Source organism: Niastella populi (assembly GCF_002078015.1).
GTDB lineage: Bacteria > Bacteroidota > Bacteroidia > Chitinophagales > Chitinophagaceae > Niastella > Niastella populi.
Window position 1 is genome coordinate 1 of sequence record NZ_LWBP01000236.1, and the last position, 21,286, is coordinate 21,286.

General features: G+C 38.5%; 21 protein-coding genes. 14 read left to right on the forward strand and 7 right to left on the reverse strand.

The genetic code is table 11. The annotated features are described in order from the left end of the window. Positions 1-207 precede the first annotated feature (207 nt). The 4 genes from A4R26_RS30635 (at position 208) to A4R26_RS30650 (ending at position 3,993) form a co-directional block, all read left to right on the forward strand. The gene (locus A4R26_RS30635) at positions 208-1,458 is read left to right on the forward strand and encodes a site-specific integrase (RefSeq protein WP_081170355.1); all 1,251 of its coding nucleotides are present in this window, start codon (positions 208-210) and stop codon (positions 1,456-1,458) included. Positions 1,459-1,688: 230 nt separating this feature from the next. Continuing rightward, positions 1,689-2,045, forward strand: coding sequence for a type II toxin-antitoxin system MqsR family toxin (locus A4R26_RS30640; RefSeq protein ID WP_081170357.1), 357 nt, complete (start codon positions 1,689-1,691; stop codon positions 2,043-2,045). A 5-nt stretch (positions 2,046-2,050) separates the two neighbouring features. Further along, positions 2,051-3,058 carry a type II toxin-antitoxin system antitoxin SocA domain-containing protein gene (locus A4R26_RS30645; protein WP_081170359.1) on the forward strand — a complete coding sequence of 336 codons (1,008 nt, stop codon included), beginning with the start codon at positions 2,051-2,053 and terminating at the stop codon, positions 3,056-3,058. A 182-nt stretch (positions 3,059-3,240) separates the two neighbouring features. Next, on the forward strand, positions 3,241-3,993 hold the full coding sequence (locus A4R26_RS30650) for a hypothetical protein (RefSeq protein WP_081170361.1): 753 nt from the start codon (positions 3,241-3,243) through the stop codon (positions 3,991-3,993). A gap of 17 nt (positions 3,994-4,010) precedes the next feature. Here A4R26_RS30650 and A4R26_RS30655 read toward each other — a convergent pair whose 3' ends face one another. The 3 genes from A4R26_RS30655 to A4R26_RS30670 all read right to left on the reverse strand — a co-directional run bounded on the left by A4R26_RS30655 (position 4,011) and on the right by A4R26_RS30670 (position 8,308). Then, positions 4,011-6,353, reverse strand: coding sequence for a hypothetical protein (locus A4R26_RS30655; RefSeq protein WP_081170363.1), 2,343 nt, complete (start codon positions 6,351-6,353; stop codon positions 4,011-4,013). Between the two features lie 97 nt (positions 6,354-6,450). Continuing rightward, on the reverse strand, positions 6,451-7,695 hold the full coding sequence (locus tag A4R26_RS30660; RefSeq protein ID WP_081170365.1) for a DUF6161 domain-containing protein: 1,245 nt from the start codon (positions 7,693-7,695) through the stop codon (positions 6,451-6,453). A 385-nt stretch (positions 7,696-8,080) separates the two neighbouring features. Next, complete coding sequence (locus A4R26_RS30670) at positions 8,081-8,308, reverse strand: hypothetical protein (protein ID WP_081170369.1); 228 nt, start codon at positions 8,306-8,308, stop codon at positions 8,081-8,083. 215 nt (positions 8,309-8,523) lie between these two features. On the opposite strand from A4R26_RS30670, the gene A4R26_RS30675 reads away from it, so the two are divergent. The 5 genes from A4R26_RS30675 (at position 8,524) to A4R26_RS30695 (ending at position 11,757) form a co-directional block, all read left to right on the forward strand. Then, positions 8,524-8,844 (forward strand): helix-turn-helix domain-containing protein, encoded by a 321-nt coding sequence (locus A4R26_RS30675; protein ID WP_081170371.1) that lies wholly within the window; start codon positions 8,524-8,526, stop codon positions 8,842-8,844. Positions 8,845-8,873: 29 nt separating this feature from the next. Continuing rightward, positions 8,874-9,833 carry a DUF8464 domain-containing protein gene (locus A4R26_RS30680; RefSeq protein WP_081170372.1) on the forward strand — a complete coding sequence of 320 codons (960 nt, stop codon included), beginning with the start codon at positions 8,874-8,876 and terminating at the stop codon, positions 9,831-9,833. 112 nt (positions 9,834-9,945) lie between these two features. Next, a complete protein-coding gene (locus A4R26_RS30685; protein WP_081170374.1) occupies positions 9,946-10,332 on the forward strand; it encodes a plasmid mobilization protein in 387 nt (128 codons plus the stop codon). Beyond that, a complete protein-coding gene (locus A4R26_RS30690) occupies positions 10,329-11,351 on the forward strand; it encodes a relaxase/mobilization nuclease domain-containing protein (protein ID WP_081170376.1) in 1,023 nt (340 codons plus the stop codon). The genes A4R26_RS30685 and A4R26_RS30690 overlap by 4 nt, the downstream gene beginning before the upstream one ends. Before the next feature lie 31 nt (positions 11,352-11,382). Continuing rightward, positions 11,383-11,757, forward strand: coding sequence for a hypothetical protein (locus tag A4R26_RS30695; RefSeq protein WP_081170378.1), 375 nt, complete (start codon positions 11,383-11,385; stop codon positions 11,755-11,757). A gap of 92 nt (positions 11,758-11,849) precedes the next feature. Here A4R26_RS30695 and A4R26_RS30700 read toward each other — a convergent pair whose 3' ends face one another. Further along, on the reverse strand, positions 11,850-12,062 hold the full coding sequence (locus tag A4R26_RS30700) for a hypothetical protein (RefSeq protein WP_081170380.1): 213 nt from the start codon (positions 12,060-12,062) through the stop codon (positions 11,850-11,852). Then, entirely contained in the window at positions 12,059-13,066 is a 1,008-nt protein-coding gene (locus A4R26_RS30705; protein ID WP_081170382.1) for a hypothetical protein, read from the reverse strand. Before A4R26_RS30705 ends, A4R26_RS30700 begins: the two co-directional genes overlap by 4 nt. A gap of 455 nt (positions 13,067-13,521) precedes the next feature. On the opposite strand from A4R26_RS30705, the gene A4R26_RS30710 reads away from it, so the two are divergent. Together A4R26_RS30710 and A4R26_RS30715 are read left to right on the forward strand one after the other, a co-directional pair. Continuing rightward, on the forward strand, positions 13,522-13,689 hold the full coding sequence (locus tag A4R26_RS30710; protein WP_207625859.1) for a helix-turn-helix domain-containing protein: 168 nt from the start codon (positions 13,522-13,524) through the stop codon (positions 13,687-13,689). 76 nt (positions 13,690-13,765) lie between these two features. Next, the gene (locus A4R26_RS30715; protein ID WP_081170386.1) at positions 13,766-14,290 is read left to right on the forward strand and encodes a SecDF P1 head subdomain-containing protein; all 525 of its coding nucleotides are present in this window, start codon (positions 13,766-13,768) and stop codon (positions 14,288-14,290) included. A 25-nt stretch (positions 14,291-14,315) separates the two neighbouring features. On the opposite strand, the gene A4R26_RS30720 is transcribed toward A4R26_RS30715, so the two are convergent. Next, the gene (locus A4R26_RS30720) at positions 14,316-14,990 is read right to left on the reverse strand and encodes a hypothetical protein (protein ID WP_081170388.1); all 675 of its coding nucleotides are present in this window, start codon (positions 14,988-14,990) and stop codon (positions 14,316-14,318) included. A gap of 140 nt (positions 14,991-15,130) precedes the next feature. On the opposite strand from A4R26_RS30720, the gene istA reads away from it, so the two are divergent. Together istA and istB are read left to right on the forward strand one after the other, a co-directional pair. Beyond that, the gene (gene istA / locus A4R26_RS30725; protein WP_081170389.1) at positions 15,131-16,705 is read left to right on the forward strand and encodes an IS21 family transposase; all 1,575 of its coding nucleotides are present in this window, start codon (positions 15,131-15,133) and stop codon (positions 16,703-16,705) included. A 180-nt stretch (positions 16,706-16,885) separates the two neighbouring features. Beyond that, positions 16,886-17,611 carry an IS21-like element helper ATPase IstB gene (gene istB, locus A4R26_RS30730; RefSeq protein WP_081170391.1) on the forward strand — a complete coding sequence of 242 codons (726 nt, stop codon included), beginning with the start codon at positions 16,886-16,888 and terminating at the stop codon, positions 17,609-17,611. A 79-nt stretch (positions 17,612-17,690) separates the two neighbouring features. Here the strand turns inward: istB and A4R26_RS30735 are convergent, their stop codons facing one another. Continuing rightward, positions 17,691-18,155: a hypothetical protein gene (locus A4R26_RS30735; protein WP_081170393.1), complete on the reverse strand. Its 465-nt coding sequence runs from the start codon at positions 18,153-18,155 to the stop codon at positions 17,691-17,693. Positions 18,156-18,525: 370 nt separating this feature from the next. Between A4R26_RS30735 and A4R26_RS30740 the strand changes: the two genes are divergently transcribed. Next, positions 18,526-21,286, forward strand: a 2,761-nt coding sequence (locus A4R26_RS30740; protein ID WP_081170395.1) for an NACHT domain-containing protein, incomplete at its 3' end; no start/stop codon positions are given.

The window sequence follows — 21,286 nt, forward strand, 5'->3', positions numbered from 1 at the left end:
TTTGTTTTTGGTTGATACAACCTGACAAATAGTTACCCGCCTATACAACCGCTAAAAGGGGGACACGAGGGGGACAAGAAGAAATTCTTATTTTGTCCCCCTCGAGATTCTGAAACCCTTGCTGACACTGGGTTCCACCGAATTGAAGTGTGATGTGGAGGACTTGAGCGAAGGAAACAATATTCGGTTAACTTAAAAAGTGATTGTATGAGTAAGGGAAGTTTAAACCTATTCATCCGTTTCCGGCTGTACCGGAAATACTCCAAAAATGGCAAGTTTGCTATTTACGTGCGTTTCACAATCAACCAAAAGAGGGTTGAATTATCTACCAATGAGTATGTGGCTGCCATTGCCTGGGATGTCGAAGGGCAATTCGTAAAAGGAAAAACACAGGAAGCGCAGACCATCAACCGCCGCCTGGCATTGATTAAAGGAGAGCTACACAAAAAGTACCTGCAGCTGGAAGCGCTGGGCAAGCCCGTAACCGCAGAGATTTTAAAGAACCTGTACCTGGGTGTTGATGAAAACCGGAAATCGTTACAAGAGGCGATTGATATTTATTACGACCGCTTTGCAGAAAAGGTAGCCAGCGGGCAAAAATCGAAACACAGTCTGAAATGTGTACACACCACCCGCGAAAAATTAAAGGTGTTCACAAAACAACAGTACAAGGTAACCGACCTACAGCTGAAAGAAATAAAACCAGCTATTGCCGGGGATTTTGAACATTTTTTAGTTACCCATGAAAAAGGCTGCAACAATACCGCTATGAAGTACATCCGCATCCTGAAGCGGGTATTAAAGTTTGCGGTTGACCAGGGTTGGCTGGAAACAAACCCGGTAGGCCGGTTTAAATGTACGTATGTAGAACCATCCCGCGAACGGCTGACGATGGAAGAAGTAATGACCCTGTACCATAAGGAGTTTGCGGTTGAGCGGTTAGCAGAGGTACGGGATGTGTTTATTTTCAGTTGCTACACCGGCTTTGCCTACCAGGATGTGTACAACCTGACACCCAATAACATTGTAACCGGCATCGATGGTGAAAAATGGATAGCCACCGACCGCCGCAAAACAGGCACACCAGAACGGGTGCCACTACTCCCTATTGCTTTAGAGATTGTCGAAAAGTACAAAAATCACCTTTGGTGCCGCAGCAAAAACCGGTTATTACCGGTAAACACCAACCAGTGTTATAATGGCTACCTGAAAGAGATAGCCGAGCTATGCGGAATAAAAAAATACCTCACCACCCACATGGCGCGCCACACATTTGCTACCACTATTCTGCTGGAGCAGGATGTACCTATTGAAACCGTTAGTCAGCTGCTTGGCCATAGAAGCATACGCACTACGCAGATATATGCAAAGGTGAGTCAAAAGAAGGTAAGTCAAAATATGAAGGTGTTGAAGGAGAAGCTGGCGGGGATGAATGAGGTGAAGGAGGGTAAAGGGTAATACATTCATCAATAGTCGCCTAACCATAAAGTGGGCTTTAATTATAACTTCCTAAAGCGATTAAATAGAAAATAGAAATAAAAAGTTGCGAATATGATAAAAATACCATTAAATTGCAACTTTAAAGTTGTCATAAACCCCTAAACCCATGAGTGAGATGAAGAATCGAAAAACATTGTTCAAAACTAACCTCAACTTTAAAGTTGAGGTTAGTACCAAAATTAAAAGTAATGATCTTATTGCCAACTTACCAGGCCGTAGAAAACCTGCTTGTAGAAATTAAAAAACGGATAAGCGAGGATGGTTTAATTTATATGAATAGTAGATCTAAAAATTCTCAAACACTCGCAGACCTAGGATTAAATGCGAAAGAACAAAGAAGAGTTATCGACTCTTTAAAACTAGAAAATTATTGTGGGGGGCCAGAGCCAGATGATAAGTACCAAGGGAAATATGTCGCTGTTTTCGGAAAGATGGTTAATGGCATCGAATTGTACATAAAATTTTCAATAGGTGAACGTGGGACGCCCATAGTGTGTTTATCGTTCCATGAGGCAGAAGGGCCTATGTCTTATAAATTTAAATAATTTTTATGAAAAGTCCACTTACCGGGAAAGAGATGAAAAGAATGGTGCGAAAAGATCAACTGGTATTTAGAAAAGAAACTTTTTCCTATTTGCATCATTATTACCTGTGTCTCGATTCTAATGAAGAGTTTACCGATGAAGAGCTAGACACCATAAACCTTAATCAGGTATATAATCAATACCGAGAAAAGTATAATTTACCTTTTCCAGATGAAATAAAAAATACTAGAGAGCAATATGGATTAAGTGCTGCTAAGATGTCTGAAGTTCTCGGACTGGGGATAAACCATTATAGGCTATATGAAAATGGAGACGTACCTAGTATATCTAATGCCAGGTTGATTCAGGCAGCTAAAGCTCCGTTTGAATTTAAAAAATTTCTACTGGCTTCTGGTGCGTTTAAAGAAAGTTCTTTAAGTACGGTTTTGAGAAATATAGACGATCTGATTGCTAAGCAAAACGATTTTTTTTACAATGCTTTACCTCAATATTTAATGGGGGGATTTGAAATTTGTAAACCTAGTCTTTATACAGGGTATATAACTCCTAATCTGGATAAAGTAATTGAACTACTTGTCTATTTTACCCAGCGACTAGATGTTTATAAAACAAAACTGAATATCCTACTTTTTTATACAGATTTTTATCATTTCAAACATAATGGTTTTGGCATTACTGGCCTTTGTTATCGAGCCCTACAATGGGGGCCGATTGCCATTAACTTTGATAGTATTTATGAGTATGCAGTAAATAAAGGATATATAGAGATAATATATCAGCAGCTTAATGATGAGAAATATGAAGAGATTTTTTTGCATGGCCCGATTCAACTGAGTATATCTTTAATTGATGAATTTGAATTAAGTACCGCACAATATATCATTGATAGATTTTGTAATATTTCTAAAAAAGAAATTATTCAATGCAGTCATCAAGAAAAGGCTTGGATCGAAAATGTTGAAACTAAGAATAAGATCAGCTATGAATATGCATTTGAATTGACCGAAGTATAAAAGCTAGCCGCTTTAATCAAGACACAAGCAAAAATGATATAATGATACCTACTACACTAAATCATCTAATTGCTAAAAATGGACTTTCTCGAGCAGAACATTGGACCGGTAACGGAATTGAACTTTTTAATGTAAGAAACCTATTATTGAGTAGGGGATTTTAGGAGGTAACCGAGGCGCTATTGGATGAAACACTTATTGATTCTTCCGCGAGTGATGTGTTTAAAAATCCGGAGTTCACGAAAATATTTCAGGTTAAAACAGATTTTATTAATGCATTTAATGAGAAATCATTTAGGGTTGAGTTGAAAAAAGTTATTTTTAATGGTGAACTATCCTCAAATCAATTACTAAATAGCTATGCTTTTGAAAAGTCAGCAAAAAATGAATTGAAATTTGCGAAAACTTTAGAATTATTGGTTGCTTATTTATGTGTTAAAGAATTAAAAGCTTATTCAGCTAGTTTTGGAGTTAATATTAAAGGTTCGCCCAGTGGAGGTGATTTTGATTGTATAGCAAATTTTTATAATGATCCAATTTACTTTGAGATCAAATCAGGCCAGGTTCAGAATACACATGAGAATGTATTGCATAATTTTATAGACAGGCATTTGTTTCTTGCGCCTTATGCTTCAGTTTTGTTTTTTGATTATTCAGGTGGAAAAGATAAACTAGATCAAATAATCTTAAAGCTAAAAAACAAAAACCTTGGGGTCAATAAAATTGATACAATATATAAAGTTGTTGATGGGAGCAGAAAATTTTACTCTTTAATAAACAATATAATTATTGTTGACATTCATGAAAGCGGAGATATGCTTATAAATTTAAGAAGTGCCATGCAATATCTTCATCGTTGTAGAGCCTATCAGGTTAATATGATGTTTAGCCCAATTAATCCAAATGCTTTAGGTTACAAAGTAACAATTATGTAGAATTAACCTTTTTTATTTTAAGTACGGTCGTCTTTTGATAAAATTTTAATAGTAGGATTCTTTTCCCAAGCGATCGAATGAATATAAGCATGCAGTTCAGACGAAATTGGATCGTTAGATATAAGGATAAATCTTGCTTTTAGTTTATTACATAAAGTTATATACTTATTCACATCTCCTTTGGTTGTCCCTCCGCTCTTGGCCTCTCCGATCCACAGTTCACCATCAACCAAGCAAACAAAATCGATTTCCTGCTTTAAGGAAGAGTTTTCCGCATTATATACATTTAATTCTGGCCGATAAAAGAATGACTTTTTAGCAAGAGACTTCAGATAAAGGATGCCCAATATGGGTTCTTTCATGTTATGTGAATTCCCTTGATAGAACATTTCATTAAGCCTGTAGTAGAATTTTGGTTCATCATCTTCCCTCCAATGATGTGGTAAATAAACTTGTTCATAGTCACAACGGTTGCATTTAAATGTGCCCGTTACGCTATTTATATTATACCAACTACTATTATCACATTGTTCACACTTGAAAATAAACCCTCTTGTGAGCAAATTTTTTTTGATAAAATCATCCATGTAATTTCTTGCATCTTTTTCATCTTTGAAAAAAGAACGAATATCATTATAACTCAGATAAACACCCGTCTTCAACTTGATACCTTTAATGTCTTTTTCTTGCCTTTTTACTGAGGTGGTATTCTTATAGCAAGAAAACAGGTTAGAGATTTCTTCATTAGCTAGAATCATTGCTAGTTTTTCCATATCACCGAACATTTCTATACAATATTCTAGATATTTGCCTTTGTCAGATGTTTGGGTGATATAGCCGGCATTATTAAAAAGGACATCAAATATTTCTTTGCTATCCTGCAGCCTTAAAATAGGTCTGGGAGTAACATCTTGGGGTCGCATATTGAAATACCTCAACGCCACAGTTGGACATCTAACCGAATATTTATCACCATGCTTTCTAATTATGCTTAAGCTTAAGCTGTTGCTAAAATCATGATTGAATAAATTTGAAATTAATGAAAGATCGTTTGGTAATATATGGCCAGTACTCGACTTATCCATATTTACTCCTTCTATCTCATAATCGATTATCCAATCTGCTTTGTGTGCGGGGAGACTTTTAAATAGTTGTGGATAGGGAGAATTTATATAGTTTGTTGAAATGCCGTTATTGAATTGCTGAATAAAAGTATTTCCAGCATTGCCATATTCATAAGCTTCGTATTCCTTCGATATCATGATTTCCCCAGGGCTCACAATTTCTATTTGTAAATCATCTTCAGCCCATTCTGGGATACCTAAATCTCGAATTTTGGCAACAATTTCAATTATGTCATCTTTTTTTAAGGAGCAGGACGTAATTTGTAATGTCTTGCGATCATTTCCAGTGTTTTCATCCGCTATCTTTTCAAGGATTAAAAAACCTAAGCTTGGATGATACTCAGTAAAACAGTGAATAGTAGGAATCCAAAATATTCCATTCATAATTCTGTCTAATCCATAGAATAGACAAAAGTCAGTTGCTTCGGAGCCCACTACTAAAACAGAGAAAGATTTTGGGCGAAGTGATTCATACAAACTCAGGCCATAGCAGTTGACTGCAAAGGGATATATTTGTGGTATGCGACCTTGATAAAAATCATTAATTAAAAAACGTTCTGATTTCTTATCGTGTTTTTCAATTTTAATATCAATTCTATCTGAATATAAAAGATTGCCCATGCCGGTATAACTTGCAATCAACAAACGCGAAAAATCAGAACAATCATCTAGATCAAAGTAGAACGGACGAGGATTTGCAATATCTATTAGTTCTTGTAAAAAATTCTCAACTTTTAACGCACCCCCTATTTGTTTAATGTGCCTATGCAATCTTTGTAGCCTAATTTTTTCAGGATTTCCGAATAAGCTCAAATTTTCTGATAAATATTTATAAAAATCTACATTCTTACGAAAAATATCTTTTTCATGCGACTGAGGGTTAGAATTTATGTATTTTTCAGCTTCCTGTCTGGACATATTATAATTTTCCATGACGGATTTGATAACATTTTCTTTTTCATTATAACCATCGGTTGAATATAAAACATCTAGATTCGTATGCTGATAATAACAGCATACGTCCGGATTAAACTCTTGTAAAACCCTTAGAAATTGATCTTCGACTGTTTTTCCGTCTGTCGGAATAATAATATTAAATCTCCCTCCCCAGATGGTACTGTTTAATTCAATAATACCTTCAACAATTGACCTCCATTGCTTTGAATCTCTATTAAAGAAAATCGCAATTTTAAGAGGTCTGATACTGGTGGAAATCTTCTTGTAAGTAATTTGCATTTTTAATCTTTGACCTTAAATGTTAATCCAGGCAGAAGTTTATAATGATTAGGTGCAGACCTGCAACTGAGATGGCCTGGTATCCCTGTAATAGAAATTACGGTTTATTCGCGATGAACTTGTCAACAATGTTTCCTGGCATTGTCGGTGAACCGTCGTCTTTTAATAGCCCGGAGTCAGCTCTGCTGAACAATGACTGCATAATTAGGTGTCTTTCCGTTTGGTCTATACCCTTTCCTTTCTGTAAAGACAAGTAAACATATGTTAATTGTTCCCTTTCTTGAGCATCCCTAAACAAGTGAAAGGAGCTAAAAGTAAGCTTAGAAAGAGTCCGTATAGTATATGCTAAAAAAGATATCAAAGTGATTATAAGTACTGACCATTTTATTGCAGTTCCCGTATTTTGGAATAGTTTTTCTATAGTTCCATCAGAAAATTTGTTTAATATCCAAATTATTATAAACACGACTATTCCAATACAAGTTATCAACGCTCCTAACCACCAGAACCCTTCATTCCTTAATTTTATTGCTCGATTTTCCCAATATTTAGCAGGAGCTTCCAGTTTAAGTTTCTCTTGGTACAAATCCTCTAATTCTTGTACTCTTGTTTTTGTCTCTGTTAAATAGTTTGTAAGACCGTTTGATGTAGCTGTAAACCAGTCTCCGTAATGCTTATTTATTTCTAAAAGGTGGGTGTCAATTTTTGATGTAGCATCAATTACTTTATAATGTGATTTAGATAAATATTCGGTAAGATGCTTTTCTGATTCTGTTAAGTATTTATGTAAGTCTTTCTTTATGTTGGTAACGGAGCTTAGTTCTGCCTCCACTCGATTTGCAACTCCATTATAATCTTTTGATAAAAATTCACAAGCAAAAAGATATCCTGCAAATCGGTTTTTATCATGTATGTTTTGTAAATGCGGGCTCGTGATAAAATCGTAGGCTCCGTGGTAGTAGTTCGGTTGGGAATTAAATAACTTTATCAAGAACTGTGTGATAGAGGAATTATAAATAAATTTAAAAGGGTTTTCCCTTTCTAATTGCGTCCGGACATTATTCCATTCGTTTTCATTTTCCTGATTAAGATTTACAATGTTTGCAATAATTTTGCAGGCCTTTTCAAAAATAGATTGGCTTTTTTTAATTTCATCTGGAAGCTGATCCTTAATAGACGAAAAGCCTTCGATCTGGCGATACAGAAATTCATATATTGCTGTTATGCCAGTAATAGTTTCCTTGAAGCCAATATGTGAGTAGTTTAAATTAACAAATCTATTGTTGAACCACTCTAAATTTGATGATTCAGATACATTAGTTTTTAATTCTGATATAGTCATATTGATCACTGATTAAGTAAAGACCTTCTTTGTAGATGAAATAATTTCAGAATATTTAAAGCTGAATTCAATACCAATTTGAAAATATCCGTGATTTAAATGCACAAACAATTAAATTGCAATAATTAGTATTATCAATGGCAATCTTCAAGGTAGTACATTGTTTTTCTATATCAATTCTATTTGGCTTTGTTCACTAATCCTTTTTATAACATTTTCCATCGTTGATCACCGATTGGAACAGGAAAAAGTACAAAAGCTAGGATTCCCTGATTGGAATTTAACTTTTTTGCATCGGCGATAATTGATTGAATATTTTTTGTGATTGGCCTGCCGCATTGTTTAATGCCCGGTACATTCCAATTAGTATTAGGAGTCTTTAACTTCAACGCGGTAAGTTTTCATTGTGGAAAAACGATATATCATTTCTATCCCGCCAGTAACCGGGACACTTTTCCACTTCTACAGTTTTCATTCCCACTCTTTCAAGATAATAGGCCAATTCAAATTTTAGCCAACCTTCGAATTTATTTTTCTGCCGGACAATGACGCGTAGCAATTCGGCCCTACTTTCAAGTATTTCTGTTATGGCTTTATTAATAAGTATATCCATTAGCAGACTTAGGGAATGATTTGATTACTTCCTTAACTAATATAATATATTCTTTAAATAAAATAGAAGTTTATGTATGAAGGGCTGGATTTCTACCCTCAATATGGCTTAGTTTCAACCACTTATCTTTCCAGGACGTCCCACCTCTTTTCACGCCTTCCCATACCCTTACTTTGTGCAGGTAAACCTATTTGTGAGTATGTAAAAAGTGATGTATGAGTGAGGTAAATAATAATGCACCGTTTCTGCTAATCCAGAAACCACAGGAATTAATCAAATTGTTCGAGGGATTGATTGACCGGAAGATCCGGGAAATAGGCGCCCAGGCTACACCGCTACCCGCCAGCGCAACCGGTGAATCTCCCTTCCTTTCCACAAAAGAAGTTCAGAAAATTTTCTGTGTTAGCCGGCAGACCGTAAACGACTGGCGTAAGTCCGGACTGCTGCCCTCTATTAAAATCAAATCCCGCCGGTATTTTATCCGCGACCAGGTGCAGGCCCTGCAACAGAAGTGGATGTCGCCCGGTAAACAGTAAACATTTTTAACCATGTAAATTTTACGCGTATGGCTACGTGTGCTTTGACTTGTGCAGATGCGAAAAAAATTGACCTGGTGGATTACCTGGCCAGCTTGGGCTACCACCCGCAAAAAGTATCACATCCGGATTACTGGTTTCTGTCGCCATTCCGGGATGAAAAAACGGCTTCCTTTAAGGTTAATAGAAAGCTGAATGTGTTTTATGATCATGGCATCGGCAATGGTGGTGACCTGATTGATTTCGGCACCCGGTTCTATAACTGTTCTGTTTCCGAATTCCTGAACCGGCTGGCCGGTCAGTTAAATCAAAATTCTCTTTCTTTTCACCCGCCAACCCAGGCATCAAAAACTGAATTTCGGCCCACCGTTCGTGATACATTTTCGGCTGGTAAAAAGAGAGAAAACCCGGACGGTAAAATCATCATTATGGGCGACCGGCCAATAGCTTCAAACCCCCTTTTGGAATACCTGAAAAAAAGATGCATCCCGCTGGAAATTGCCGACCGTTTTTGCCGGGAAATCGACTTCCTTTTGTACGGCAAAAAATATACAGTGATAGGCTTTAAAAATAACGCCGGTGGCTATGAGTTACGCAGCGAAAATTTCAAGGGTAGCAGCTCGCCGAAGGATATAACTTTTGTTGACAATCGAACCGATGATGTTGCCGTTTTTGAAGGCTTTTTCAGCTTCCTTTCTTTTTGCACCATCAACAAGAATCTAACGGCTCCACTGTCAAATTGCCTGGTACTGAACTCCCTTTCATTTTTTGAAAAGAGCCGCCCCTTAATGGAAAAATACAAACAGGTGCATTTGATCTTAGACCGGGATACAGCAGGTATAAAACATACCCGGCAGGCGTTGGAATGGAACATAGATAAGTATATAGATCGAAGTGATTTTTATAAAAACCGGAAAGATCTAAATGACTGGTTAGTACATCACCAGCAGGGCCAAAGGCAAAGCCTGCGACCAGGAAGACATTTTTGAGATTCGGGTAGCTAGCTATGTTTTGGTCGGACCAAAACTTTCCGTTTCCTCATCCCGCCTGCAGCGGGATTCTGAAATTTCCCGGTTTTATTAACTATTAAAATGCGTGCGTATGACTTTGAAGAAGCAAGGATCATTTACAAAAAACAAGGGCGGACGCCCGAAACAAACCATTAAAAAGGACCGCCGCGTCAGCGTTAGGTGTTCATTCCTGCAACGAAAACAGGTTCAGCTACGTGCCAAAAACGCCCAGCTTACGGTGTCTGAATACCTGTTGAAAATGGGGCTGACCGGAAAAATTGTCATTCGTGAAAAAGTGCTTCCACCGGAAGTTTTGAAGCGCCTCGGAGAGCTGAATCACATTGCCGCCTACCTGAACCAGATCGCTAAAAAAAGAAACGGTTTTGATGAATTAAGCGCCTATGAAAGGGCTACGCTGGCCATTCAATCGAACGAGGTAAAACAATTGGCGCAGGACGTTAAAAACTATCTGAAATGATCGGCAAAGTGATCGTAGGAAAATCATTCCTCGGCTGTATTGAATATTGCCTGGAAGATAAACAGAGTTTGTCTGCAGCACAGCGATTGCAGCACGTTGATAATAACGGGCTGCAACATGTTAACCGCGCTGAAGTTTTGTGTTACAATCAGTGCTTTGGAAATGCCGCGGAATTGGCCGCGCAGTTTAACGAAGTGCGCCGGTTAAACAGCCGGGTGCAAAAACCGGTGCTGCATCTTTCAATCAGTCTGGCCGGCGGAGAAACGCTTTCTAAAAATCAGCTGATTGAAATCGCGGAGGCGGTAACGGCAGAATTTAAGGTTGACAGGAATCAGTATGTATGTGTGATGCATAAGGACACAAAGCATCCTCATTTGCATCTCGTTGCCAACCGGGTGGGGTACGATGGCAAGGTGGCCAGCGATAGTAACAGTTATTTACGCATGGCAAATTTGTGCCGGAAACTGGAACTAAAATACAACCTGAAACAGGTGTTGAATCCGCGCCCCTTTCAAACGGAAAAGGAACGCTTACTACCCAGGCAAAACGCCCGGATGAACCAGCTAAAAACACATATTCACAACAGTTTGCAGCAGGTGCAAAACTATGACCAGTTTGAACAGAAAATGAAATCCCTGGGCTACCAGGTTTTAAGGGGTCGGGGCATTGCTTTCATTGATGATAAAAAAGTGAAGATAAAAGGCAGCGAAGTGGGATATTCTTTAATGACAATTGAGAAGATCCTCCGGCAGAAACAGGGCCAACATCTCGCCCAAAAGCAGGAGCAAAAAGATACGGCTTCGACAAAAACAGGAATAGCTGCTACCGGTACGAATGGTGCCATTCAAAAATCACCAGCTAAGGAAATAGAAAAGGAAAAAGAACCATCCTTATTAGAAAAGCAAAGCGGCCAATTGCTGTATGATCTGCTTAAGCCGGAAACAGCTTTCGATCCGGCCCCGCTGCTGCAGAAGAAAAAGAAGAGGAAGAAAAAGCATAAACTGCGGCCCGGGTTATAACATTCAATTGTAAACTATTAAAGAAAACATTATGGAGCAGAATAAAAACGATATGGAATTATTGCAACTAGTTGTAAAAGGCATGCATGATGAACTGGCTACACTGAATCAGAAAATACAGGAACAGGTTGCTACCGTTAACCTCCTGAGATCTGAACTAAGCGCTTTCCAGGAAAAACAGGAAAATAAAGCGCCAACGATAACCCCAGCAGATTTTAAACCTTACTGGCAAAACCTGGAAAAGGGAATACAAAAAGTAGAATGGTTGATTACAGAAAAACTCAGCAGGTATAAGTTCAATAAACTGGAAACATTTCTTCAATCCGACGCCAAGAAATGGATCGTCATTTTGCTGCTTGGGTTTACATTCCTTACCTATCTATACTGGTATCTTATACGTTCGTAAAAATTCAAAAGCCCCGGTGTAGAAACATCGGGGCTTCATGGTAATGGCTCTGATTAGTAGTTTTATTAAAACAGTGGCCTGCCTGGTTTTAACTAAATTATTTTGGCTGATTCTTCCAGAATTTCATTGTCGGGTAACCCGGTAACTTCCCTGATCACCTGCATGGCAGCCGCTTTAGTAAGGTTGTCGCTATTCTTTTGAATGTATCGGGCAATGGTAAATTCAGTGCAGCCCAGCACATCCATCAACCGGCGGCGGGTGACAGGATTATTTATTGCTTTGAGTGCTTTTTGTGTAAGTTTCATGATTGGATAGGTAAAATTTGATAAGATAAAAGCCGGTTCGCTGCTTTGAGCAAGCATAAAACATTTCTGTAGGTATATAAGACCTGTAATTCGCTCATGTTATCAGGATAGCCGCCCCCATAGGCGATACCAGCTTCCAGCCAGTCATTTAATTCCCGGATGATATAAACCATAGGGAACTTTTCAAAAAAGCCAGTGACTACCTGCATGGGATTAATGATCTGTTCCTGGGTAAGTAGTCGTGGTTTATCGCCAACATTATCCTGATCCTTCAGACTTTCTTTTCCTGCATTTTTTAAATTGATAAGAAATATTGCTTCGATCAGTACCTGCAATTGTTCATGGAAGTATAGCAATTGTTTGCGTTGCTCTCCCTCTTCATAAATGGCTGTGTCTGCCGATATTGCAACAAATAACCAGTCACGCAATTGATCGCGGAGATAAGCCAGCGGCTCGTTTCCTTTCCATCCGTAAGTTTTGAAAACCTCGGTGATTACATATAGTGGGTTTTCATTTACATGCTCAACAAGTTCTTTTGGTTTATCGAAAGTATCCTCTTTATTATTCACTTCAAGGATTGGCTTAGACTTATGTGAATTGGGTTGTTCAGGTTCATTAACAGGTTGACTTTTTTCAGGTTGGTTACCCTTTTTTGATTTTCTTTTCTCAGACCTAAGCCTCTGTTTGTGTATTTTTCTTTTCATCACATAAGCAACCTCTATAATTCCTTCAATTTTTTCATAGAAAAATAGGTGATTATCGTGGTCAAGTGGATCTATGGCAATACCTCGCTGACTCGTTATCATTACAGAAAACCACTGCCATAGTAATTGCCGAACATCATTTAAATGGTAGCATTCAAAAAAATCGTCCAATACCAGCAAAGGATCGCTTTTTTGTTCATTGGTGAGACGTAATGGTTGGTTGTACCATTGTGGATGATTGTTGTGTGTTTTACCCGAAAAGGATATCCCAGGGCGGGACATGGTTAATGGCTCATTCATTAGAAAGAATTTAAGGTTAATGAATATGGTTATGAGCCTGAAAAGAAAGGAAGGTTCCCGGGGCGGAAAAAACGGGCCATAAAACTTAAAAAATACAATAGGGCTGGAACCCGCCTGCCTTTTGTCACAGAGGCCCTGACAAGGCCTACCACCTTTCGGTGGCCGGACACAAAAAACATAAGCGAGTCCAACCCTTTTGTAAATATAAGGGCTGGACATTACACTTACGTTCTCGCATCCGTTGAAATTGTCAGGTTTCTGTTACGAGAAGCTCATAAGTTAATGCCGAAAATGAATTACTGACTTGTCCAGTAATATCGTACTGTAAATATAGGGAAGTTTTTTGAATGCGGACAGCTGTCCGCGTGTTTTAGGCGAAAATATTTTCTTTTTGTTTGATGGACAGGCTTAACGAACGGATATGCTTATATATTAATAAGAATTGGATCAAGGATATGTCCAATAGAGCCTTTGCCATCGCTAATGACATTGACGAGAAAACAGTAAGAAGGATCAAAGAAATAAAAGAACAGGATTACTCCATATCCATAGATACCCTTAAAAAGATTTGTTCTGCACAGGGAGTAAAATTATCTGACTTCTTTAAAATGATAGGTGAATAGATTTAGGCAGTTCCCTTATGATTTTTTCCAAGCAAGCCTTAGTATGATCACCCTTGACCTAAACGCATAGAATAAAATGAAAATCGTTTTATTAATTCAAATAATAGGTATTTGTTTATTTTTTTCTTGTGCGAACGATACCCATAATATCCCACCACCTGTTGAATCTGAGCGCCCACTGTACAGTAATGACACAACAAAAGTAACAAAGGAGTATGTCCCCACGGGTTATTATTTGCTTGCCGATGACCTGGATGGTATTAAAATGCGTAAAGAACAGTCAACTGAGGTATATAGTATTGCCAAGACGCCAATTGTTGCAGTAGAAAATATTGTGCACTGCAGCATTCAGCATGATACAACAGATAACGGTATCGAAAGCAGTCTAAATATGGAATTCGATGAAAAGGGGACACAAAAATTTAAAGATGTAACTGGTAATCCTTTATACCCACATATTGCCATAGTTGTAGCCAACCGGCTCTTATATGTGGTCGAGGTCCAAGGGCAAATATCTACGGGGAAAAACAGAATTTTATTAGACGGTTATAGTAAAGTAGAAATTGAAGCAATGGTTGCTGCTGTAATTAAAAGGAAGTAAACGAATGTTTTTTCTGTCAACGGAGCTAAGCTTGCATTTTTTCCAACTCCCTTATTTTTCTATCAGCCGCTTTAGCCAATTCCCTATATCCTGCCTTTCGTGCTGTTTCTGAAATATTGGTAATGGTATTGATCAACTGCCTCAGTTCACCCTGGCTACTGTAATGATAGAGTCCTTTAGTCTTATACTTATCTAATTCTTCCATCCAGGAGTCTTTACTTTTTCCATTTATGGCCTGCAACAATCTGGCTATTGCTTCAAATTTATTAGGCTTTGTAAAATCGATCCTTTCCATTTTACTCAAGTCGGCCTGTAAATCTAACCAGATCAAAATTTGTTTTTTGGAAAACACATCTTTCTCTTTGCCCTTAATTCCGACAGTACCGGAATGAATAATAGTGTTATGTTCTGTAAAGTTATGGCAGGTATTGTTGTTGACTGTATATTCCATCCGGTTCTGAACGATTGTTATTGGAGGAAAAGCTTTGGTACCAGACCCGTTTATTTGATCAATTGCACTATGCTGTAGATTCCGGACCATGGCAACCCCCCATTCCGTTTTATGGTAACCCCTCATTCCGGTGATGGTAACCCCACCTCTCAGCCACGTTTTTTTCTCCCCTGGATTTTCTATCTCCCGTAATTTTTCCCATTCTTTTCTGATACACCAAAACAATTTTTCTTTTTTCCGCACTGTCATTCCGGCACATGGTAACCCCTTTTGTTACTCACCTGGATAGGGGTCATTCCGGAGCATGGTAACCCCTCTGCGCAGAAGGTTGCAGAAGCGTCAGCGCTATTTGTATTCATTTGCCCTTTTAAGACGATTAAACAGGGAAAATGGCTCAAAAAGCAGTTGATATGAACCAGATAAAACAAGTCAGACAATTAAGGCAGGACGGCGTTCCCATCAAGGAAATAGTCCGCCGAACAGGTATCAGCCGTAAAACGGTAAAAAAATACCTGCGTAAAATGGAGATCATCGATGAAGATGATAGCACATCTTTACCAGCCAGTGATAAAGAGTTGGCAGCCGTTGTTTATAACAGCGACGACACAGTCATTCGGGGCAAACGCTTCGAAGCGCTGCTGGCTCATTTTGAACAGGCGCGCAAAGAGCTACACAAAACGGGTGTTACCAAACAGTTGTTATGGATAGAATACTGCCAGCAACAGGAAGATCCGTATCGCTATAGCCAGTACTGCTACCTGTTTAGAAAATATTTGAAGGACACCGATCCGGCTTTCCATTGGGAATATATTCCGGGAGAGTTCTTACAGGCTGATTTTGCCGGGAAGAAACTCAGTTATGTAGACAAACAAACAGGGGAAGTAATTGAGTGCGAAGTATTCGTTGGCGTATTGCCCTTTAGCGGACTGATCTTCTGTATTGCTGTGCCATCACAAAGGACAGCCGACTTTGCCCATTGCACTAATGAGCATCTCAAATACATTGGTGGCGTTACTAAAACCCTTCTTGTAGACAACTTCAAAACAGCCGTTAAACGAGCCGACAAACATGAACCTGCGTTTACAGATCTTTGTGATCAGCTCGCTGAACATTACAATACCACGTTTAGTGCTACCCGTCCGATGTCACCTCGTGATAAAGCAATGGTCGAAAATGCAGTGAACATTGTATATACTCATATCTACGCCCACTTGCGCAATAACGTGTTCCATAGCATTGAATCGCTCAATCATCACATCCGCCTTCACCTGGATGCCCTTAATCAAAAACCATATAAGAACAGTTCAGAAAGTCGCCTCGACATCTTTATGCGCCAGGAGCAACCCGTGTTAAAACCGCTTCCACCCGAGACCTTCCGGGTGAAAAAAGGCAAACAGGTTACCGTACAATCAAACTATGCCATCCAACTTACCGATAACATGCATTATTACACAGTTCCGTATCAATATGTCGGATACAAAGTATGGGTGAGTTATGATAGCAGAACGGTAGAAGTGTTCTGCCAGAATGAACGCATTGCCTTCCATGTGCGCAGCAGCAATGAGCCTAAGTTTAACCGCATCCATGAGCATATGCCGTCCAACCATCAGCATATGGTTGAGCTACGGGGATGGACGGTAGAGCAACTACTTCAGAAAGCAGGCTGGGTGGGCGAATATACCCGGCAGGCAGCCGACCGGCTGCTGCATAGCAGCATATACCCCGAACAGAACTACAAGGCCTGCCATGCCATGATACGCCTGCAGGACTCCTACGGTAAAGACCGGCTGGAAGCAGCCTGCCGCAGAGCAGCTAACGTTCCAAGGCCAACGCTGAAAATGGTCCGCAACATTCTTAAAACAGGACTGGATAAACAACCATTGCTTTTTGATGAAGACCAGATCGAACAGGAAGAACAGCTGCCTGATCACAATAATATCAGAGGTCCTGAAAACTACAAATAGAGCTCAGGAAATGCAAGACGTATTACGCATGTCGGCTCTCCGACGCCTGCCGCGGGCTTGCACTGTAGGAAGCATATGATTTTACTACCGGTATTGCATGAATACTTTCATTAACCAATCATATGCTTCCTACAGCGCCAAACGTTACTTTTTTAATCATTCATAAAAAATCAAACATCAATGAACACGACACAATCCCTTGAGCAAATGCAAAACTTAAAATTAAACGGTATGGCAGCCAGTTACCGCTGTCAACTGGAATTACCCGTTAACCAGCAACTCGAAGGCCACGAACTGCTGGCCCATCTGCTACAGGCTGAACAACTGCACCGCACCAATGAACGCATGGAATCGCTTTTAAAAGCCGCCAGGCTGCGTTTTAACGTCACGCCCCAGCAGATAGACTGTAGCCCGGAACGTAACCTCACAAAAGCCACCTGGAGCAGTTTACTGGAATGCAACTACATTAAAGCCGGCGAAACCGTACTGATCACAGGTGCTACTGGTGTAGGAAAAAGCGCGGTTGGGTGTGCCCTGGGATACCAGGCATGCCTGATGGGCATTAAAACGCGATATTTTAACATGAACCGGTTGATTGAAACCATACTCATGGCAAAAACAGAGGGAAGCTATGTGAAGCTATTAAACCAATTGGAGAAGGTACCTCTCATCATCCTAGATGATTTTGGCATACAGCATATCAACAAAAATATAAAGCTGGCATTGCTTCAAATAATGGAAGACCGTTATGAAAAAAAATCGCTCGTCATTACCTCTCAGTTACCCGTATCTGCCTGGCATGATTACCTGGATGAACCCACCCTTGCTGATGCAATCCTTGACAGACTGACAGCCAGGTGCCATCGAATTGAATTAAAAGGAGAATCACGCAGAAAGAAAAAATAACACTCCATTACCCCCAAATCATATCTTTGAAATCTTCAAAATAGCTCTTTCCCTTTTGGGCCTTCTTGCAGTGGGGGTATCATGCCCGGAATGAGGGGTTACCATCAGCGGAATATACACTATGCAATGCTTTGTCAAAATCGACCTCAGCTTTGGCAAGGAATTCCTGCAAGATGGTATACTGCCGATAAAGCAGTTGTTTATTTAACTGTTCTACTGCCACAGGGTGGTAACTGTCACCCAGGGTACAGATGTAATACAAAACAGCCGTTATGCAGGAAAGGACATATTTAATTATGTGTAAGGTGCGATAATTTGCCATGTACGCCACTGGCAAAGACAGCTGAGAATCAACCTGGCTTTTCGCTTTGAAGAGTTGGTAAAGCCTGTAATGGCCTAATAAACGCTGGGAGATGTTTTGGTTATACCACCCTGACCATTCGAGGAACCGGCAACCAAGCGGGCTGGTTAAGCCATTCAATTTATCCTTCATCGTGTAATCACGGTCCGGTGATTTCACGGCATGCAACACACTTAAATCCATACTTCACGATTTTCTGATTGAAGTTAAGGAAAGTCTTATTTAGAAGTGGATATATTTAATATACTTTCCTTGTTACATATATTCGTATATTACTCTTCCCATTGATTTATTGATATTCGTCATTTTTTTAATAAATTATCCCCTGTCTTAATGTAATTCAATAAATTAGTTGATGTTTCACTAAAAAGATTTGGATTGCGGCCTGATTATCCCTCAAAAATATTTTGCGATAAGCGTAACTCTTTTTTTATGTTAATAAAATCTCTTTGCGAGATCTTATTAACATTCCTTTTTTGTTGGTCTCTCTTGACAGTTAACTATTCACACACTTCTAAGGCTATATGCCGTTTACTCTTTTAAATACTTTCTAATGGATTATAATTTTGAGAATTTAGGCGATGAAAGATTTCAAGAATTCTGTCATTGCTTATTAAGTAAAGAGTTTCCAAATTCTCAATCATTCCCAGTTGGTCAGCCGGATGGCGGAAGAGATTCTGCAGTTTATCTGTTAGATTCTCTTAAAAAAGAGTTTTTCGTCTTCCAGGTTAAGTTTGTACGAAACCCAAAACTAATTCAAGATGTACACAAATGGTTAACTGAAATAGTTAAAGGGGAAACTGCTAAAATTAATGCACTTATTCCCAAAGGCGCAATTAAGTTTTTTCTTCTAACTAATGTTAACGGAACAGCCCATTTAGATAATGGGTCCATTGATAAAGTAAATAAAATATTAGAAGAAAATATTAATGTTCCTTCCATATGTTGGTGGAGAGATGATTTAGCAAGACTTTTTGAGAAAGATCCACTTTTCAAATGGTCATTTCCCGAAATTCTTAATGGCCAGGATATTTTAAATTCTGTATTATTTCAAAATTTAAGTGAAAATAAAGACAGAAGAGAAAGTGTTATAAAGGCCTACATAACAGATCAATATGAGATGGATAATGAAGTAAAGTTTAGACAAATTGATTTGCAAAATCGCCTGCTTGAATTGTTTACGGATGTTCCAATACGATTAAAAAAGCACAATGAAAAGGATAAGACTTTAAAACAAACCATCGGCCAAATATTTAGAAATCAAATCAATGTGTATTCAGCAGAAGATTCTCATGCACTTGCAATCCAAGAGCGAAAGAGTTTAGGTGCTGCGGAGTTTATATTGCACCCAAGTGTGCAAACAGAAATCAAGAGGATTTTGCTTGAAGGAGGCCCTGGTCAAGGGAAGTCAACAATCTCGCAATATGTCTGTCAAGTGCATAGAGTACGACTATTGAATATTCAATCTGATACTGACTTACTGCCTGAGCATATAAAACAATCACCAATACGATTGCCATTTAAATTGGATCTGCGACATATTGCAGCATGGGTGGAAAAGAAGAATCCGTACAAGGGAACGTTAAGCAATGAATACTTTGACAAAATTTGGAAGAATTCTTTGGAAGCATTTCTTCTTGGACACATCAATTATCATTCTCAATTAGAAGATTTCTCAACCAATGACTTGATAGCGGTTTTAAAGATAAGCCCTGCTTTGTTTGTTTTTGATGGTTTCGATGAAATCGCTAATATTAAAGTGCGTGAGCAGGTTATAGATTTTATTAATAAGGGCATAAGCAGAATGTCAGCAAATTCAGAATCTATACAGGTAATTATTACAAGTAGACCTGCAGCTTTTTCTGACTCAATTGGCTTTTCTGTTGATGTATACCCGCATTTTGAGCTAACTGATATTACTCCAAACATTACAAAAGAATACGTAAACAAGTGGATAAAAGCAAGTCGATTAAATCATAGAGAAGCTACTGAAATTAAGAGATTGGTGGATGAAAAGTTAAAAATGCCACATTTAAAAGAATTGGCAAAAAGTCCAATGCAGCTTGCCATTTTCATTAGTTTGTTAAGAACAAGAGGGGAGTCATTGCCTAATAAAAGAACTGCCTTGTATGATAGCTATATAGAGTTGTTTTTCAATCGCGAATCAGAAAAGAATTATCTAATAAGAGATAAAAGAGACTTAATAATTGATATTCATCAATACTTAGCTTGGATACTACATTCCGAAGCGGAATTATACAAAAATAGTGGAAGTATACATATTGATGCATTAAAGGCAAGGTTGAAAGAATATTTACAGAATGAAGGGCATGACACAATAATAGCAGATGAATTGTTTGATGTAATGAACGAAAGAGTGTGTGCTTTAGTGTCAAGGGTTCAAGGGACATTTGAATTTGAAGTACAACCACTAAGGGAATATTTTTGTGCAAAATATCTATACAATACAGCTCCACATAGTCCTGTCGGTTCAGAAAGGTCGGGGACTAAGCCGGATAGGTTTGATGCAATAGCCAGAAACTTTTATTGGCATAATGTTGCTCGTTTCTTTGCAGGGTGCTTCGGTAAAGGAGAGTTGCCAATGCTCATTCAAAAATTGAAAGAACTACAAAATGATGATTTATTAAAGTATACAAATTACCCAAGAGTTTTAACATCACAAATTTTGTCGGATTACGTTTTTACACAGTATCCTTTATTGTTAAAGGACGTAGTTGAAATTATTATCGATGGTATAAACGTAGGTAATATAATAAACCAAGGCAATAGAGCCAACACTGAGCCTATATTGCTACCAAATGAATGTGGAAGAATAGAAGTAATAAAGGAATGTTTCACTCAGTTGAAAAAGTTTCCTACAAGCGATTATGCATCTGAAATGATAGGTATAATTAACAATAACCCGTATTCAACTCGTATATTATGGGAGGAGTACATTCCTGAATTGCAACCCCGGCAATTGCCAATTTGGTTAGAGTATGCTTATAGACTGCAAATCCTTCATAAGATTGACGAAGGAATTTTAATCGATATGGTCGAAAGGGGTGAAGAAAAAGATGTAAAGCGAATGCTTCAGCTTCTTGTTAGGGGAAACCGAATAGATATCATAAATAAGAAAATAGAATTTAAAGAAACGTTTTATAAAAGTATATTAAATGCTGAATATTTTATTCAGCATAAGAAATATTCAGGAAATAGCCTGTACTGCTTAAGCATCCTTATAAATCCTTTTCTTTTAGCTCATGTTCATACAATAATAAGGCCTGGCCCAAGTTTACTAAATTTTCTTGAAA

What these genes read in the sequence shown, in the direction of transcription:
- A4R26_RS30635 (WP_081170355.1), top strand. Translation starts at nt 208, where the DNA reads ATGAGTAAGGGAAGTTTAAACCTATTCATCCGTTTCCGGCTGTACCGG.
- A4R26_RS30640 (WP_081170357.1), top strand. Translation starts at nt 1,689, where the DNA reads ATGATCTTATTGCCAACTTACCAGGCCGTAGAAAACCTGCTTGTAGAA.
- A4R26_RS30645 (WP_081170359.1), top strand. Translation starts at nt 2,051, where the DNA reads ATGAAAAGTCCACTTACCGGGAAAGAGATGAAAAGAATGGTGCGAAAA.
- A4R26_RS30655 (WP_081170363.1), bottom strand. Translation starts at nt 6,353, where the DNA reads ATGCAAATTACTTACAAGAAGATTTCCACCAGTATCAGACCTCTTAAA.
- A4R26_RS30660 (WP_081170365.1), bottom strand. Translation starts at nt 7,695, where the DNA reads ATGACTATATCAGAATTAAAAACTAATGTATCTGAATCATCAAATTTA.
- A4R26_RS30670 (WP_081170369.1), bottom strand. Translation starts at nt 8,308, where the DNA reads ATGGATATACTTATTAATAAAGCCATAACAGAAATACTTGAAAGTAGG.
- A4R26_RS30675 (WP_081170371.1), top strand. Translation starts at nt 8,524, where the DNA reads ATGAGTGAGGTAAATAATAATGCACCGTTTCTGCTAATCCAGAAACCA.
- A4R26_RS30680 (WP_081170372.1), top strand. Translation starts at nt 8,874, where the DNA reads ATGGCTACGTGTGCTTTGACTTGTGCAGATGCGAAAAAAATTGACCTG.
- A4R26_RS30685 (WP_081170374.1), top strand. Translation starts at nt 9,946, where the DNA reads ATGACTTTGAAGAAGCAAGGATCATTTACAAAAAACAAGGGCGGACGC.
- A4R26_RS30690 (WP_081170376.1), top strand. Translation starts at nt 10,329, where the DNA reads ATGATCGGCAAAGTGATCGTAGGAAAATCATTCCTCGGCTGTATTGAA.
- A4R26_RS30695 (WP_081170378.1), top strand. Translation starts at nt 11,383, where the DNA reads ATGGAGCAGAATAAAAACGATATGGAATTATTGCAACTAGTTGTAAAA.
- A4R26_RS30700 (WP_081170380.1), bottom strand. Translation starts at nt 12,062, where the DNA reads ATGAAACTTACACAAAAAGCACTCAAAGCAATAAATAATCCTGTCACC.
- A4R26_RS30705 (WP_081170382.1), bottom strand. Translation starts at nt 13,066, where the DNA reads ATGAATGAGCCATTAACCATGTCCCGCCCTGGGATATCCTTTTCGGGT.
- A4R26_RS30710 (WP_207625859.1), top strand. Translation starts at nt 13,522, where the DNA reads ATGTCCAATAGAGCCTTTGCCATCGCTAATGACATTGACGAGAAAACA.
- A4R26_RS30715 (WP_081170386.1), top strand. Translation starts at nt 13,766, where the DNA reads ATGAAAATCGTTTTATTAATTCAAATAATAGGTATTTGTTTATTTTTT.
- A4R26_RS30720 (WP_081170388.1), bottom strand. Translation starts at nt 14,990, where the DNA reads ATGACAGTGCGGAAAAAAGAAAAATTGTTTTGGTGTATCAGAAAAGAA.
- istA (WP_081170389.1), top strand. Translation starts at nt 15,131, where the DNA reads ATGGCTCAAAAAGCAGTTGATATGAACCAGATAAAACAAGTCAGACAA.
- istB (WP_081170391.1), top strand. Translation starts at nt 16,886, where the DNA reads ATGAACACGACACAATCCCTTGAGCAAATGCAAAACTTAAAATTAAAC.
- A4R26_RS30735 (WP_081170393.1), bottom strand. Translation starts at nt 18,155, where the DNA reads ATGGATTTAAGTGTGTTGCATGCCGTGAAATCACCGGACCGTGATTAC.